Genomic DNA, 14550 nt, shown 5'->3' on the forward strand with positions numbered 1-14550 from the left:
ATAGCGGGATCAGACCACCGCCGCAGCGGGGCTGTCCGAGGCCGTGATGGTCGCCACCGTGGTCGGCACGCGCGGCGCCAGCGCACACATCAGCTCATAGCCGACCGTGCCGCTGGCCTGCGCCACCTCGTCGATCGGCAGGCCCTGGCCCCACAGCGTGACCGTGCTGCCGACCTTAGCTTTCGGGCACGGCGTCAGGTCCACGCACAGCATGTCCATCGACACGCGTCCCACCAGCTCGGTGCGCACGCCATCAACCAGCACCGGCGCCCGGTGTTCGCCCCAGCCGGCGGCATGACGCGGGTAGCCGTCGGCATAGCCGCAGGCCACCACGCCGATGCGCATCGGCCGCTCCGCGGTAAACAACGAGCCATAGCCCACGCTATCGCCCGGCTGCAGGTCCTGCACCGAGATCAGCTCGCTGTGCAGCGACATCGCCGGCTGCAGCCCGGTGCCGGCGATATCTGCGTCGCGGCCGCTCGGCGAGGCGCCGTACAGGATGATGCCCGGCCGCACCCAGGCCCGGTGCGCCTGCGGATGCCACAGCACCGCGGCCGAGTTCGCCAGGCTGGCCTCGCCCGGCAGGTTGGCGGTGGCGGCGTCGAAGGTCTCGATCTGGTGCGCGATGCCTCGGGGACTATCCGCATCGGAAAAATGCGTCATATGTACGATACTGCCCACACAGGGCATGGCGCGGGCGCGCTCCCAGGCGGCACGGTACTGCGCCGGCTGGAAGCCCAGCCGGTTCATGCCGGTATTGAGCTTGAGCTGGATCGCCAGCGGGCCCTTGGGGCGGGCGCTCTCCAGCATGCGCAGCTGTTCGTCGCAGTGGATCGAGGTGGTCAGGCGGTATTGCTCGATCACGGCCACGTCCTGCGGCTGGAAGAAGCCCTCCAGCAGCAGGATCGGGCCCTGCCAGCCGAGGTCGCGCAGCAGCACGGCCTCGTTCAGGTCGAGCAGGCCGAAGCCGTCGGTGCCGCGCAGCGCGGCAAAGACGCGGCGGATGCCGTGGCCGTAGGCGTTGGCCTTGATCACCGCCCAGATGCGCGAATTTGGCGCACTGCGGCGGACGACGTCGAGGTTGTTGGCCAGGGCGGGTTGATGGATGACGGCGTGGATGGGTCTTGGCATGGAGTCACATCTCGGAAAACTGGGGCCAGGGGGAGCGCAGTCAAGCGCGCAGGCAGCTATGCACGCAGTATGGGCGCCTGGAATCGCGGCTGGCTCGGCGGCTGGAAGGACGGCTCTGTCTCAATGTCGATGGCGCAAACGTCACCTGTCGGTGTGTAACTGCACGTTGGGGCGGCCGAACCACTTCATTCGGCGCGAATGTCGCGCTAATGTCATGGCAGTGTGTTCTGGTCGCCATATCGCCCGGCCAGTGCACCAGATCCCGGCAGACCCGGGCGGCTGGAAGCGATCGCAGCCGTTATTTGAACACATTCAGATGCCGCTGCCGGGGGTCTCTGGGGAATCGGCACGGCAATCCGCTGTCAAAAAGGGCCCTTGCCGGGGTTCGGGAATGTCATGGTTTCGTGATATAAAGCCGGACGCTCCGGCCATGTTCTAAAAGCGAAGCATTATGTCAATGACTGTCAGGCAAGCCGCACGTCGCCGCAGCAAAAAAATGCAACCGACACAATTCGACACGGCCGCGGCACAAGGTTCCCTGCAAACCATGGCCTCCACGGCCGGCGCCAGCCTGGCCGAGCCGCACGGAGTGCGCGATGGAGACAAAGTCGAGAGCATGAAGAAGGGTTTTTACACCATCATGGCCGCGCAGTTTTTTTCTTCGCTGGCCGACAACGCCTTACTGATCGCCGCCATCGCCCTTCTCACCGAGCTGCATTCCCCGCAGTGGATGACCCCGCTGCTCAAGCTGTTCTTCGTTCTCTCCTACGTCGTCCTCGCCGCCTTCGTCGGCGCCTTTGCCGACTCGATGCCCAAAGGGCGGGTGATGCTCATCACCAACGCCATCAAGGTGGTCGGCTGCGCGATCATGATGTTCGGGCTGCATCCGTTGCTGGCGTATGGCGTGGTGGGCTTCGGCGCGGCCGCGTACTCGCCGGCCAAGTACGGCATCCTGACCGAGCTGCTGCCGCCTGAAAAGCTGGTGATGGCCAACGGCTGGATCGAGGGGCTGACGGTGGGATCGATCATCCTCGGCACGGTAGTCGGCGGCGCGCTGATCTCGGTGCATGTGTCCGACATCCTGTTGCGGCTGGACGTGCCCATCATCAACACCGGCATCGACACCCCGGCCGAGGCGGCGATGGTGGTGATCATGCTGTTCTACGTGATCGCGTCGCTGTTCAACCTGTTTATCCCGGAGACCGGCGCACGCTACCCGCAGCAGGAAAAGAACCCGATCAAGCTGATCGCGGAGTTCGGCGACTGCTTCCTGGCGCTGTGGCGCGACAAGCTGGGCCAGATCTCGCTGGCGGTGACCACGCTGTTCTGGGGCGTGGGCGCCACGCTGCAGTTCATCGTGCTGAAATGGGCGGAGAAGTCGCTGGGCCTGAACCTGTCGCAGGGCGCGCTGCTGCAGGCCGTGGTGGCCGTGGGCGTGGCCGTCGGCGCCATCGTCGCGGCGGCACGCATCCCGCTGCGCAAGTCACTGTCGGTGCTGCCCTTCGGCGTGGCCATGGGCGCGACCGTGATGATCATGGCCTTCTACACCAAGGACGCCATGCCCCAGGTCACGCTGCACATCATGGGCCTGCACATGCCGCTGTACATGTTCATCGCCTATGTGTTCCTGATGCTGGTGGGGGCGATGTCGGGCTACTTCGTGGTGCCGATGAATGCGCTGCTGCAGCACCGCGGGCATGTGCTGCTGTCGGCCGGCCACTCGATCGCGGTGCAGAACTTCAATGAGAACGTGTCGGTGCTGCTGATGCTGTGCCTGTACGCGCTGCTGATCAAGCTGAACGTGCCGATCGGCGTGGTGATCATCGCGCTGGGGCTGTTTATCTGCGTGACGATGTTCCTGGTGCTGAAGCTGCACAAGTTCAACGTGCGGGAGTTCAATTCGCTGGCGATGATTGGCGAGGATAAGCACCACTAGGGTCGGAGCGTGGTTCCCGCGCAGGCGGGAACCCAGCGGCTTTGCGGACGCTACGCATTCCCCGGCCCGCACGGCTCAGTCTGTCTGACCAGGCGCCTCATTTGCCACGGGCCCCGGCCTCGCCGGCTCCGCCGCCCGCTCCAGCGCCCTTTCCTCCCACCCCGGCGGCACCACGAACCCACGCGAGCATTCGCGCCACCAGCCCGGCGCCTGCGCCCCCGCGGGCTCCAGTTCGCACAGCATCACCGGCGATTCGCGCCGCCAGCCGTGGTCATGGCGCGGATCGGCAAAACGCTGCGCCAGCGCCGCATGCAGCGCGCCGACATCCTCCGTGCCGCCCTCGGGCACGAACGCTCCCGACAGCCAGCCCGAGCGCGGCAGCCGGCACCAGCGCGAGCCCGGCCGGGCCGCGGCACGCGCCATCCATCCGTCCAGCGACGACCACCACCCGTGCAGGTGATCCGGCGCGATGCCGAGCGCGTCCAGCCCCGCCGGCACCTGCCCGTCGCGGTAGAACAGCCAGCCCAGCAGGTAGACCTCGCTGCGGTCGATCGCATGGCCGAGCAGCCCCTGCGCTTCGAGCGTGCGCCCGAGCGGAAGCTGGCGATGGACGATATGGCCCAGCTTGTCGCCGAGCCGGTCGACCAGGTTCGGGCCGACAAAGTCCTGCAGCCGCGACCCCTCACCCTGGCCTTGCGCCATCAGGTAGAACTTGGCCGCCATCTCCCAGTGGACCACCTCGCCCGACCCCTCGTCGCGCCAGACGAAATCCAGCTCGCCCAGCGTGCGGATGCCCTGCCGCCCCGCGCGCCGCACCGGCACGTTGGCGGCCAGCAGCGACAGACCCCGCATATGGCGCAGCGCGAAGTGCAGCAGCCGCTCGGCATGGCGGCCCAGCCGCAGGCTGCGGGTGGCGGGATCGTGGTTGGCATCGTCGACGGAAAACGGATGGCCGTCGGCCAGTTCGTCGATGGTGGCGGGCAGCGTGGCGGGATCGGCCGTTTCCAGCCAGTGGCGCCAGGCGGCCAGCGTTCCGGCCGGCCAGCGTGCCGGAGCGGCGCCCGGCACCGCCGCCAGCAGCGGCGGCGACAGCGTGGTCCAGGCCACGTCGCGTGTGCGCGCGGAGGCGGCGCGGCGCCACAGCGGCGGGCCCGACGGCAAGTTGCCGTCGCCGCCGCGGTTCAGCGCGAGATCAGGCCCCAGCTCCCGCACGATCATGCACCTCGCGCGCCAGGCACAGGTCTTCCCAGGCGCGCGCCTTGTCGGTCAGGGTTCGCAGCAGATAGGCCGGGTGGTAGGTCACCACCACCGGAATGCCCTCGTAGGTATGCACGGTGCCGCGCAGCTTGCCGATCGGCGTGGTGGTGCGCAGCAGCGACTGCGCCGCGAAGCGGCCCAGCACCACGATCACCCTGGGCTTCACCAGCGCGATCTGGCGGCGCAGGAAGGGCTCGCATTGCGCGACCTCGTCCGGCTCCGGATTGCGGTTGCCCGGCGGGCGGCACTTGAGCACGTTGGCGATAAACACGTTGCGCCCGCGTGCCAGCCCGAGCGAACCCAGCATATTGTCGAGCAGCTTGCCGGCCTGGCCGACGAAGGGTTCGCCCTGCTGGTCCTCGTTCTCGCCGGGGGCCTCGCCCACCAGCATCCATTCGGCCTGGCGGTCGCCGACGCCGAATACGGTATTGGTGCGCGTCTGGCACAGGCCGCAGGCGGTGCAGCCGGCAACGGCGGCATCCAGTTCCGGCCATGCCATCGCGGCGATGGCGGCTTCGCGGCCGGCCTGCGCCGAACCTGGCTCCGGGCCTGCCGGCACCAGCGATGGCGTCGCCGGGGTCCTGGCAACGGTGACGGGCATCTCGGCCGGCGGTGTCGGTGCGGCGGTTTCGGCCAGCTCAGCGACGGCCGCCTCGACGACGGGCGGGGTTTCGGCGACCACCGTCGCGGTGACCGCCTCCACAAACTCGGCAACCTCGGCCACGGGCTGCTGCCCGGCGCCCTTGCGCTCGCGCGGCACCCACTCCGCCGGGATTCCCAGCACCTCCAGGAACTGTGCGCGGCGGCTCATGCGCGGCCCTCCGCGCCTTCGTTGGCGGCGGCCGTCTCCGGCCAGCTACGGCGCAACACCAGCGCGTCTTCGCGCGCGCGGCCGGCGGCCGGGTAATAGCCCTTGCGGCGCCCGATCTCGATAAACCCCGCCGCCTGGTACAGCGCGATCGCCCCGGTATTGGACGGCCGCACTTCCAGCAGCATGGTGCGGATGCGGTGCGCGTGCGAAGTGGCCAGCACGATCGCCAGCATCAGCCGCCCCACCCCCTGGCGCTGGCGCCGGGGCTCGACGGTGATATTGAGCAGGTGCATCTCGTCGACCACCGGCATCAGCACCGCATAGGCCACCAGCGTGCCCGACGGGTCGCGCAGCGTCAGCCCGAGATGCCCGGCCTTGACCGAGTTCTCGAAATTGCCGCGCGTCCACGGATGGCTGTAGGCGCGTGCCTCGATGCCGGCCACCGCCTCCAGGTCAAGCGCGCTCATCCGGCCCAGCGCCCAGCCATCCGGCAGCGGCGGCATGACCGGCACGGTGGGCCAGTCGTTGCGGTCTTCCAATGGATAGGCGGCGCTCATGGTTCGCTCCCGGCCGCCTTAGTGTCGACACGGTCGACACGGTCGACACGCGCCGCCGCAGCAGCTTCGCGTTCGGCGATGGTCTGGGCGACCTTGTCGCGCAAATAGATCGGCATGGCCTGCTCGGCGTCGATGGCTTCGCCGCGAGCCAGTGCGCGCAGCGCGATGGCGACCATCGGCTGCGCATGCGGCATCGCCTCCGGCAGCACGCGCGAGGCGCGCGCGATGCCTGCCAGGCGTTCGCCGAAAACGGCGGATGCATTGCCGGCGAGCCAGAACTCGCTTTCGGGCAGTGCCAGGGTTTCCGGCGCCCCGACCTGCATCGGCGTCAGTTCGACCCATTCGTTCGCGGCGGCATCCCAGCGGAAGGCACTGGAATAGGCCTCATCCATGCGCGCATCCAGCGCCACCAGCACTGCGGTATCGGCCGGCAACCCGGCTTCGCGCACCCGCTCGGCACAGGCCATCAGCGTATTGACGGGAACGACCGGCAGTTCAGCGCCGAAAGCCAGCCCCTGCGCCACGCCACACGCGGTGCGCAGGCCGGTAAACGATCCCGGGCCGGCGCCAAAGGCAATCGCGGCGCAATCGGCCAGCGCGATGCCGGCCTCGGCCAGCAGTTCGCCGGCGGCCGGCAGCACGCGTGCGGACGAGCGTGCGCCGGTGTGCTCATGACGCACCAGGCACTCGATCCCGGCACCCGCGACGGCACGTCCGAGCGCGACCGAGCACCACTCCGTAGAAGTTTCAACAGCAAGAATCCAGGACATGGCGCGATTGTATCCGCTGGCGCCCGGAATCGAGGCCTTCTTCGGTTTTATACGGACGGTGGGACACGCTGGCGCGGCTATCATCGAAGTGCATTTTCGCAATCAGCCAGAACATACGGAGGAACCCCCATGAGCGACCTGCAGGCACGCTTCGACCAGGCCCAGATCGACGTCAAGCAACTGAGCGAGCGCCCCAGCAATATGACCCTGCTGCGCCTGTACGCGCTGTTCAAGCAAGGCAGCGAAGGCGACGCCCACGGCGACAAGCCGGGCCTGACCGACTTTGTCGGCCGCTACAAGTTCGAGGCCTGGGAAGCGCTGCGCGGCACCGCGCGCGAACAGGCGATGGAGCAGTACATCGCGCTGGTGGAGGAACTGCGCAACGGCACCGCAAGCTGATCGGTGCATGGCCATGGGGCGCCGGTGCGCTCCACGGCCATCTTCACCACCGGCCTCAGTCCGCAGGGGCCGGCCTTGGCCTTATCCGCCACGCCGCTAACATCGCGCTGGCAATCACGATCCCCACCGCCAGGAAGGTTTCATCGAAGGCCCGGATGCGCGCCGACTGCAGCGCCGCATCGCCCGCCTGGCCCAGCACCGCACCGTGCTGCGCCAGCCGCCACTCCAGGCCCACGCCCGCCAGGCTCACGCCGATCGCCCCGCCCAGCTGACGCAGGAAATTGATGCAGCTCGAGCCTTGCGCGATCAGCGAGAAATCCACGCCGCGCATCGCCCCCAGCGTCAGCGACGGCAAGATGCAGCCCAGCCCGATCCGCCCCAGCACCGCCAGCGCCACCAGCAGCAGGTACGGCGTGGAGCGCGAGCCCAGCGCCATCAGCAGGAACGACAATGCCAGCAGCGCCAGCCCCACCGACACCTGCACATGCGGCGCGATCCGGTGCGTGAAGCGCCCCGCCACCGCGATGGTCAGCGCCAGCACGATGCCCGCCGGCAGCAGCACCAGGCCCGCCCGCGATGGCGTGTATTCCAGCGCCATCTGCATATAGACCGGCAGCAAATAAGTCGAGCCGAACAGCCCCGCGCCGTAGATAAACGCCACCACCGCGCCGGCCGCGAACTGCCGGTAGCTGTACAGCCGCATATTCATCAGCGGATGCGCGGCGCGCAGCTGCCACAGCACGAACGCCGCCAGCATCAGCACGCCAAACCCTGCCAGCGCCAGTCCCGCGGGCACGCTGTCGCGCATCTCCACCACGCCGTTGAGCAGGCTGACCGTGGCGATGCCGGCCAGTCCCAGGCCGCGCCAGTCCAGCGGCTCGCGCTCGCCCATCATGATCGAGTCCACCGCCATGAAGCGGCGCGCCATGGCCACCCCGATCAGCGTCAGCGGCACCACCACGAAAAAGATCGAGCGCCAGCCAAAGGCCTCAACCAGGAAACCACCCAGGCTCGGCCCCAGCGCCGGCGCCAGCACCACGCCAAAGCCGAACATGCTGATCGCCTTGCCCTGCTCACGCTCTTCGAATACGCGCAGGATCAGGATATTGGGCAGCGGCTGCATGATGCCCGCGGCCACGCCCTCGGCCACGCGCATCGCGATCATCACGCCATAGGTCGGCGAGAAGCCGCCGAAGAGGCCGCCCGCGCCCAGCAGCAGCAAGGCGCCAAGAAAGGTGCGGCGCAGCCCGTAGCGGTTCAGCAGCCACGGCGTCAGCAGCATCGACAGCGTCATCGCGATCATGAAGCTGGCCGCCACCCATTGCGCGCGCTCCTGCCCCAGCACGAAGTGCCGGCTCAGGTCCGGGATGGCAACGTTGATGATGGTGGACGAGACGATCGATGACATGGTGCCCAGCATCAGCGTCACCAGCACCAGCCAGCGCAGGCGGTCGCCGTAGCGCGCACGCAGAGCCTGCCGGGTCAGTCCGCCCGACGGCTGGCCGGAACCCTCCGGCGGGGCGGGGCCGCGGTTCACCCCAGCCGCCCGGTGTCGGCGATCTCGCGGATCTTGCGGACGGTGTCGAGGTCGGACTCGTGATAGGCCGACTTGACGATCTCTGCGTAGCGGTCGTCGCCGCTGGCATCGACCGCCGGCATGGTGGTGTTGTAGACAAAGCGCAGCAGCAGCGCGCCCGGGCCCGGGGTCTCGATCATCATGGTCAGCGAGCCGCCGGCGTGCTCGGCGGTGGCCGCCGTTTCATAGCGCACCTGCCGCCGCGGCTCGAACACCACGCGGTCATGGACGGACGCCGCGCCAAAATGCAGCACCCGATCGATCCAGTTGTCGCCGCGGCCGGTCACCTCGGCGCGGTCCAGTCCCAGCACGAACAGTTCGGGCGACTCGGCGCGCAGCACCAGCCCTTGCCAAAGCTGGTCAGGCGTGAGCGGATCCAGTTGAGGATTGCCTGGATCGTTGATCTCAACCAAGTGCTCGAAACGCAACTTCTTTCTCCCTGTCTGCAATGAATCGATATTATGAAGTCTTCGCGTGTTCGGAAGACCTTTTTGTCTGCGCGCTGCAACATTTCCGACACGGCCGGCGTCAGTCCTTGATTACCGCCTCATTGCCGCCTACGCGGGCACCGTGATCCGGAGCAGGGAAGTGGATGGCGTGCACCTGGACGCCGAGGCTCACCTGGCGCTGGGCGACGCGCTGCGGCCGGTCGTGCGCCGGCTGCTGGAGCGCTGACCCGGTGCCTCGGCCACCGTGCCTGCCGGCCGGCTGAAACATCACTCCTGACAGGAATTGTCAGGGCCCCGGCGCACAATGCGCCCGCTCACACACAGAACGCCGCCAGGAGGTTGTCATGGAGTTGCTGATCAATATCGACGTGGACGACCTGCCGCGCGGCATCGGCTTTTACGAGCAGGGGCTAGGCCTCAGGCTGCACCGCAAGCTGTTCGACGGCACCGTCGCGGAAATGCTCGGCGGCACCACGCCAATCTACCTGCTCGCCAAGCCCGCCGGCAGCCGCCCCACCACCCGCTCGGGCACCCGGCGCGACTACCGCCGCCACTGGACGCCGGTCCACCTCGACTTTGTCGTGCCCAACCTCGAACAGGCCATCGAACGCGCGCTGGAGGCCGGCGCCGAGATCGAGGACTGGCCGCAGGATTTTGAATGGGGGCGGCAGGCGACGCTGTCGGACCCGTTCGGGCATGGGCTTTGTTTTATTGAGTGGAAGGGGGAGGGATACGGCGCGGTGGCCAGCTGACGAGGCGCACCGGCTTTCGGATATGTCGCCTGTCCAGGACCAGCCCAGGATGTCACATTTCTATGCAGTATCGCGCTTGATCTATCCTCCAAACGTTCGTCGTTATAACATTGTGCTGCCACGAAAAGTGCACGCAACCGATGAGGGGACGAGGAATGAAAGCGACAATCCGAAAGATGGGCAACTCCCAAGGGGTATTGATCCCCAAGGCAATCCTGTTGCAGCTAGGTCTGGAGGACGAAGTGGAAATGGAAATCGAGAACGACGCGCTGGTCATCCGGCGCCCAAAGATTGCACCCCGGCAAGGCTGGGCAGAAGCCAGCCAGGCCATCGCCGCTGCCGGTGTCGACAACCTCGTGCTGGGCGACTTCCCCAACCCCGACGATGCGGCGCTGAAATGGTAGCGCGGGGCGATGTCTGGCTGGTTGCGCTGGACCCCACTGTCGGCAGCGAGATCGAGAAGACCCGTCCATGCGTCGTCATTTCACCACCGGAAATGCACGACTACTTGCGCACCGTTACCGTGGCGCCAATGACTACCGGCAGTCGTCCGGCTCCGTTTCGCATCTCGGTGACGTTCCAGCGCAAGACCGGCGTGATCCTGCTTGACCAGGTGCGTACCGTGGACAAGTCACGGCTGCTCAAGCGGGCCGGCGGCCTGAATGAAAAGACGATGCTGGAGACCCTGCGCACGCTGCGCGAAGTCTTTGCGGACTGAGCCAAAATCGCAAAGGCATTTAATGCACTACATTGCGGTGGGGAATGTGAACGCCGCCGGCCTCGCCAGGACCAGCATGGCGAAGTCCGTCCTCGATGCGGGCTGGTCGTCCTTCCGCACAATGCTCGCGTACAAGGCGATTGCGCATGGCGCGTGGTATGAGGAAGTCGACGAACGTTTCACCACCCAGGTTTGCTCTTCGTGCGACGCGATGCCGCCGCAGAGGCCGAAAGGTATCGCAGACCTTGGAATAAGGCAGTGGGTATGCAGTGAATGCGGTGCCGTACATGATCGCGATGTGAACGCTGCGCTAAATATCCTTGCCCGATCGGGACATCGGTCGCCTGCAGAGGGAATCTCCTCCCTTTAGGGAGGGGAGGATGTCAAGAAGGCCCAGTACAAGGGCGCGATGGTGCCGTCGTTCTGATGGTCCGATAAGCCCGCCAGAAGCGCTTGCAAATTCCGCCGCCTTCTGTAAAATGCGGCGCTCACCTTGCCCAGGTGGCGGAATTGGTAGACGCACTAGGTTCAGGTCCTAGCGGTGGCAACACTGTGGAGGTTCGAGTCCTCTCCTGGGCACCAGAGTTTTAAGCGAAAAGCCTGCACGGAAGTGCGGGCTTTTTTGTTTTGCAACGTTTCAAAAAAGGCTTACTGCGTCGGCACATGCAATTTGGCCGGCAGCGGACCGACGAGGTCCAGTTCCTCGAATGGCAGCAACTCGCATGCATGTCACGCATCAATTTCGCGCTCGGCCGCTGAACAGAGACTGAAGGCTATGTGCACGGCACGCTTGCAAATTCCGTCGCGCCCTGTAGAATGCGGCGCTCACCTTGCCCAGGTGGCGGAATTGGTAGACGCACTAGGTTCAGGTCCTAGCGGTGGCAACACTGTGGAGGTTCGAGTCCTCTCCTGGGCACCAGAGTTTTGAGCGAAAAGCCCGCACGGAAGTGCGGGCTTTTTGTTTTTGCGCCATTGGCTGTTTAAGCCGCCGCGCAGAGCTGGGACATTGCCTGATCCAACTGAGTCTTCACCATCACCAGCAGGCAACGGACGTCGTTAGCCGACTCCGAATGCTGGCTTTCGATTTCGAGCAAGGACAGGATGGCGCTCATTCCGGCGCTGACTTGCTCTAGAGATTCCACCGTTCCGGCCGGGACGATATTCAGGACGTCTGTGGTGTTATAGCTGCGCATTGGCATAGCGTTTTACTCCGACTAGAGAAACCCACTTGCCCACTCGAAATGGAAGGGCGGCGGGCCTGACAACGGGGGTGACAACCGGGGAACATCCGAAGAGAGACCCGGCCAGCCTTGCGGCTGCCCCGCCCGGCCCGCCAAAGAAACAGCTTGCACGCGACCTCGAAAAGAACGAGATCGATTTTTCGGATGCTCTTTCGGGTTGTCACACCCGCCCACCGAACCCCTCGGTGAGGCTTCCAGTTTCACGTTCGAGCAACCACGCGTCGATAAGACCCTTCGCATTCACCCCCCGCCCTCATCGCCTACAGTAGTCCTATCGAATGGCGCGGCCGCGCCGCCTGTCGGGAGAACTGCCGTGGGCAAACTGCAAGAGCGTCGCCGTTTCCTGGGAGCCGCGCTGAGCGGCCTGCTGGTCCCTGCCCTGCCCGCCTGCGGCGGCGATGACGACCCGCCCAAGCCGCCGCCCCGTCCCGATCCCGTTCCGGAAGCACAGATCACCCAGGCCATCGCCCAGCTCGATACGCTCGCCGCCAACCTGATGGCAAGCTCCGGCGTGCCCGGCATGGCCGTTGCCGCGGTGCGCGGCAAGCAAATCATTTACGCCAGGGGCTTTGGCCGCCGACTGGTGAGCGATCCCGCGCCCGTCGACGCCGACACCGTGTTCCAGCTTGCCTCCGTCTCCAAGCCGATCGGCGCAACGGTAGTGGCGCGCCAGGTCGGCCGCGGCGCCATAAGCTGGGACACGACGGTACGCCAGCATCTGCCCTGGTTCGCCCTCTCCGAAGCCCACGTCACCGAGGCCGTCACCATCGGCGACATGTACGCCCACCGCTCCGGCCTGCCGGACCATGCCGGCGACCGTCTCGAAGACATGGGCTACGACCGCCGTCAAGTGCTGACGCGGCTGCGCTACCTGCCGCTGCATCCGTTCCGCGCGGTCTACGACTACACCAACTTCGGCATGACCGCCGCGGCCGAAGCGGTGGCCACCGCCGCGGGCATCGACTGGGCCACGCTGTCGGAACAGGCCATCTACCAGCCGCTGGGCATGACCCGCACCAGCTCGCGCTACGCCGACTTCGCCGCGCGCGACAACCACGCACTCGGTCATGTGAAAGTCAACGGCAGTTGGGTGCAAGGCATGGGCACCATGCCGGATGCGCAGTCGCCCGCGGGCGGCGTCAGCTCGTCCGTCAACGACCTGGCCAAATGGCTGATCATGCTGCTGGGCAAAGGCGAATTCGCCGGCCAACGCATTGTCGATGCCGCCGCGCTCGAGCCCGCGCTGAGCCAGCAGATGCAAAGCAGCCCGCCTGCCAACGGCCGCCCGCCCGGCTACTACGGCTATGGCTTCAATGTCGGCACGACCGAGCTCGGCCTGACTTCGCTCAACCACTCCGGCGCCTTCGCGGTCGGCGCGGCCACCAGCTTTACCGCGGTGCCGTCGCTGAACCTCGCCATCGTGACGCTGACCAACGGCTACCCCATCGGCATCCCCGAAACCCTCAACGCGCAGTTTTTCGACCTGGTCCAATACGGCGCCATCCGCCGCGACTGGGGCGCGATCTTTGGCGACGCCTTCGCGCCGCTGCTGGCGCCGGAGGGCCGGCTGGTCGGCCAGCCGCGGCCCGCCAATCCACTGCCGGCGCGCGCACTGTCCGCATACACCGGCACCTACCAGAACGACTACTACGGCCCGCTGCAAGTCACCGACCAGGGCGGCACGCTGGTGCTGACACTCGGCGCGACCCCGCTGACCTTGCCACTGACCCACTGGGACGGAGATGTCTTTACATTGACGCTCCACAACGAGAACGCGTCGCCGGGCACGATCTCGCGCGCGGCATTCGCCAGCGACCGGGTCTGGCTCGAGTATTACGATCATGAAGGGCTCGGCGTGTTGATGCGCTGACGCGAAGCAAGCGCTTTCACCCAGGCGGGCACGGGTAGTGCCGAGTTGACACTGCCGCCGACGCTGCCGATACTGCACATCGCCCCCCCCGCCTCGTCGGGTTGGATCGGTTTGAGAAGTGACTCGCCTACCGGAAGGACGATCATGACCAGACTCCGCTCAGTGGTTCTCACCGCCGCCGTTGCCACGCTCGCCGCCTGCGGCACGCCCCCGCCAACGCCCACCGCGGTCACGCAGGTGCCCACAGTGACCACCCCGACCATCCCAGCCACCGCCGGCAAGACCGAAGTCTTGTGGCTCGGCCAGTCCGCCACGCGCATCACCACGCCCGGCGGCAAGGTCATCGTCATCGATCCGTGGCTGATCAATAATCCCAAGACCCCGCCAGGCTTCAAGCAACTCCAGGCGCTGGGCAAGGTCGACCTGATCCTGGTGACACACGCCCACGGCGATCACCTCGGCGACGCGCCCGCGCTGGCCAAGCTGAACAACGCGCCGATCTACAACGGCGGCGGCCTGGGCCAGGCCCTCATCAGCCTCGGCTTGGTGCCCGCGACGCAGGCCCAGCGCTTCGGCAAGACCGGCACCGTGATGCCCTTCGGCCCCACCGGCCCCAAGATCACCGCCGTGCATGCCGAGCATTCGTCCGAACTGGTGTTCAAGAACCCCGCCACCGGCAAGGATGAAACCCACTACGGCGGCGAGCCGGTGGGCTACATCATCGAGCTGGAGAACGGCTTCAGGATCTGGCACATGGGCGATACGGGACTGTTCGGCGATATGCGCTTGATCGGCGAGCTCTACAAGCCTGACCTCGTGCTGATCCCGATCGGCGGCTATTTCACGATGGGGCCGCAGGATGCCGCGATTGCGGTGCGCGACATGATCCGGCCGCGTTTCGCGATCCCGATCCACTATCAGACTTCGCCCCAAGCGCGCGGGACGCCCGCGGAGTTTACGGCGGCGTTGGGTAGCGGCGCGGCGACACGCGTGATCGTGCCTCAGCCGGGTGAGAAAGTGGATTTCTGATTGGCTCCGATGGCGCTGGCAAGCCAGGGACAATGCCACCAGTCAGACGTAACC

At 66.6% G+C, this 14550-nt stretch carries 15 protein-coding genes, 2 tRNA genes and 1 pseudogene; 10 read left to right on the forward strand and 8 right to left on the reverse strand.

The window, feature by feature from the left end:
- Nucleotides 1-9 precede the first annotated feature (9 nt).
- The gene (alr, locus tag AB1I47_RS03280) at nucleotides 10-1131 is read right to left on the reverse strand and encodes an alanine racemase (RefSeq protein ID WP_354682344.1); all 1122 of its coding nucleotides are present in this window, start codon (nucleotides 1129-1131) and stop codon (nucleotides 10-12) included.
- Nucleotides 1132-1747: 616 nt separating this feature from the next.
- On the opposite strand from alr, the gene lplT reads away from it, so the two are divergent.
- Complete coding sequence (gene lplT, locus AB1I47_RS03285) at nucleotides 1748-3067, forward strand: lysophospholipid transporter LplT (RefSeq protein WP_354682382.1); 1320 nt, start codon at nucleotides 1748-1750, stop codon at nucleotides 3065-3067.
- Nucleotides 3068-3142: 75 nt separating this feature from the next.
- Here lplT and AB1I47_RS03290 read toward each other — a convergent pair whose 3' ends face one another.
- From AB1I47_RS03290 to tsaB, 4 genes are read right to left on the reverse strand one after another with little or no spacing between them, the layout of a single operon-like run.
- Nucleotides 3143-4285, reverse strand: coding sequence for a DUF1853 family protein (locus tag AB1I47_RS03290; RefSeq protein WP_354682345.1), 1143 nt, complete (start codon nucleotides 4283-4285; stop codon nucleotides 3143-3145).
- Nucleotides 4260-5135 (reverse strand): uracil-DNA glycosylase, encoded by an 876-nt coding sequence (locus tag AB1I47_RS03295; RefSeq protein WP_354682346.1) that lies wholly within the window; start codon nucleotides 5133-5135, stop codon nucleotides 4260-4262. Before AB1I47_RS03295 ends, AB1I47_RS03290 begins: the two co-directional genes overlap by 26 nt.
- On the reverse strand, nucleotides 5132-5692 hold the full coding sequence (gene rimI / locus AB1I47_RS03300) for a ribosomal protein S18-alanine N-acetyltransferase (RefSeq protein WP_354682347.1): 561 nt from the start codon (nucleotides 5690-5692) through the stop codon (nucleotides 5132-5134). The genes AB1I47_RS03295 and rimI overlap by 4 nt, the downstream gene beginning before the upstream one ends.
- Nucleotides 5689-6462, reverse strand: a complete 774-nt coding sequence (gene tsaB, locus AB1I47_RS03305; RefSeq protein ID WP_354682348.1) for a tRNA (adenosine(37)-N6)-threonylcarbamoyltransferase complex dimerization subunit type 1 TsaB — start codon at nucleotides 6460-6462, stop codon at nucleotides 5689-5691. Before tsaB ends, rimI begins: the two co-directional genes overlap by 4 nt.
- 129 nt (nucleotides 6463-6591) lie before the next feature.
- Here tsaB and AB1I47_RS03310 point away from each other — a divergent pair, with 129 nt between their 5' ends.
- Nucleotides 6592-6861, forward strand: coding sequence for an acyl-CoA-binding protein (locus tag AB1I47_RS03310; RefSeq protein ID WP_354682349.1), 270 nt, complete (start codon nucleotides 6592-6594; stop codon nucleotides 6859-6861).
- Nucleotides 6862-6916: 55 nt separating this feature from the next.
- Here AB1I47_RS03310 and AB1I47_RS03315 read toward each other — a convergent pair whose 3' ends face one another.
- Nucleotides 6917-8398: a DHA2 family efflux MFS transporter permease subunit gene (locus AB1I47_RS03315; protein WP_354682350.1), complete on the reverse strand. Its 1482-nt coding sequence runs from the start codon at nucleotides 8396-8398 to the stop codon at nucleotides 6917-6919.
- Nucleotides 8395-8865, reverse strand: coding sequence for an SRPBCC family protein (locus tag AB1I47_RS03320; RefSeq protein ID WP_354682351.1), 471 nt, complete (start codon nucleotides 8863-8865; stop codon nucleotides 8395-8397). Before AB1I47_RS03320 ends, AB1I47_RS03315 begins: the two co-directional genes overlap by 4 nt.
- Before the next feature lie 365 nt (nucleotides 8866-9230).
- Here AB1I47_RS03320 and AB1I47_RS03325 point away from each other — a divergent pair, with 365 nt between their 5' ends.
- The 6 genes and pseudogenes from AB1I47_RS03325 (at nucleotide 9231) to AB1I47_RS03350 (ending at nucleotide 11275) form a co-directional block, all read left to right on the forward strand.
- Complete coding sequence (locus tag AB1I47_RS03325; protein ID WP_354682352.1) at nucleotides 9231-9638, forward strand: VOC family protein; 408 nt, start codon at nucleotides 9231-9233, stop codon at nucleotides 9636-9638.
- 155 nt (nucleotides 9639-9793) lie between these two features.
- Nucleotides 9794-10042, forward strand: a complete 249-nt coding sequence (locus AB1I47_RS03330; RefSeq protein ID WP_354682353.1) for an AbrB/MazE/SpoVT family DNA-binding domain-containing protein — start codon at nucleotides 9794-9796, stop codon at nucleotides 10040-10042.
- On the forward strand, nucleotides 10036-10356 hold the full coding sequence (locus AB1I47_RS03335) for a type II toxin-antitoxin system PemK/MazF family toxin (RefSeq protein WP_354682354.1): 321 nt from the start codon (nucleotides 10036-10038) through the stop codon (nucleotides 10354-10356). The genes AB1I47_RS03330 and AB1I47_RS03335 overlap by 7 nt, the downstream gene beginning before the upstream one ends.
- A gap of 28 nt (nucleotides 10357-10384) precedes the next feature.
- Nucleotides 10385-10726 (forward strand): annotated as a pseudogene (locus AB1I47_RS03340) (RNA-guided endonuclease InsQ/TnpB family protein); the annotation flags it as partial.
- Between the two features lie 125 nt (nucleotides 10727-10851).
- Nucleotides 10852-10938: transfer RNA gene (locus AB1I47_RS03345), tRNA-Leu, on the forward strand.
- A 250-nt stretch (nucleotides 10939-11188) separates the two neighbouring features.
- A tRNA-Leu gene (locus tag AB1I47_RS03350) sits at nucleotides 11189-11275 on the forward strand.
- Between the two features lie 61 nt (nucleotides 11276-11336).
- Here AB1I47_RS03350 and AB1I47_RS03355 read toward each other — a convergent pair.
- The gene (locus AB1I47_RS03355) at nucleotides 11337-11549 is read right to left on the reverse strand and encodes a DUF1484 family protein (RefSeq protein ID WP_354682355.1); all 213 of its coding nucleotides are present in this window, start codon (nucleotides 11547-11549) and stop codon (nucleotides 11337-11339) included.
- Nucleotides 11550-11910: 361 nt separating this feature from the next.
- Between AB1I47_RS03355 and AB1I47_RS03360 the strand changes: the two genes are divergently transcribed.
- Complete coding sequence (locus tag AB1I47_RS03360; RefSeq protein WP_354682356.1) at nucleotides 11911-13467, forward strand: serine hydrolase; 1557 nt, start codon at nucleotides 11911-11913, stop codon at nucleotides 13465-13467.
- 144 nt (nucleotides 13468-13611) lie between these two features.
- Nucleotides 13612-14496 carry a metal-dependent hydrolase gene (locus tag AB1I47_RS03365; protein ID WP_354682357.1) on the forward strand — a complete coding sequence of 295 codons (885 nt, stop codon included), beginning with the start codon at nucleotides 13612-13614 and terminating at the stop codon, nucleotides 14494-14496.
- Nucleotides 14497-14550: the final 54 nt, after the last annotated feature.

Source organism: Cupriavidus necator (assembly GCF_040578825.1).
In the GTDB taxonomy this organism is placed as follows: Bacteria; Pseudomonadota; Gammaproteobacteria; order Burkholderiales; family Burkholderiaceae; genus Cupriavidus; species Cupriavidus necator_E.

Coding starts and splice junctions, on each gene's coding strand:
- tsaB (WP_354682348.1), bottom strand. CDS start 6,462: ATGTCCTGGATTCTTGCTGTTGAAACTTCTACGGAGTGGTGCTCGGTC.
- AB1I47_RS03365 (WP_354682357.1), top strand. CDS start 13,612: ATGACCAGACTCCGCTCAGTGGTTCTCACCGCCGCCGTTGCCACGCTC.
- AB1I47_RS03355 (WP_354682355.1), bottom strand. CDS start 11,549: ATGCGCAGCTATAACACCACAGACGTCCTGAATATCGTCCCGGCCGGA.
- AB1I47_RS03295 (WP_354682346.1), bottom strand. CDS start 5,135: ATGAGCCGCCGCGCACAGTTCCTGGAGGTGCTGGGAATCCCGGCGGAG.
- AB1I47_RS03310 (WP_354682349.1), top strand. CDS start 6,592: ATGAGCGACCTGCAGGCACGCTTCGACCAGGCCCAGATCGACGTCAAG.
- alr (WP_354682344.1), bottom strand. CDS start 1,131: ATGCCAAGACCCATCCACGCCGTCATCCATCAACCCGCCCTGGCCAAC.
- AB1I47_RS03290 (WP_354682345.1), bottom strand. CDS start 4,285: ATGATCGTGCGGGAGCTGGGGCCTGATCTCGCGCTGAACCGCGGCGGC.
- AB1I47_RS03335 (WP_354682354.1), top strand. CDS start 10,036: ATGGTAGCGCGGGGCGATGTCTGGCTGGTTGCGCTGGACCCCACTGTC.
- AB1I47_RS03330 (WP_354682353.1), top strand. CDS start 9,794: ATGAAAGCGACAATCCGAAAGATGGGCAACTCCCAAGGGGTATTGATC.
- lplT (WP_354682382.1), top strand. CDS start 1,748: ATGAAGAAGGGTTTTTACACCATCATGGCCGCGCAGTTTTTTTCTTCG.
- AB1I47_RS03325 (WP_354682352.1), top strand. CDS start 9,231: ATGGAGTTGCTGATCAATATCGACGTGGACGACCTGCCGCGCGGCATC.
- rimI (WP_354682347.1), bottom strand. CDS start 5,692: ATGAGCGCCGCCTATCCATTGGAAGACCGCAACGACTGGCCCACCGTG.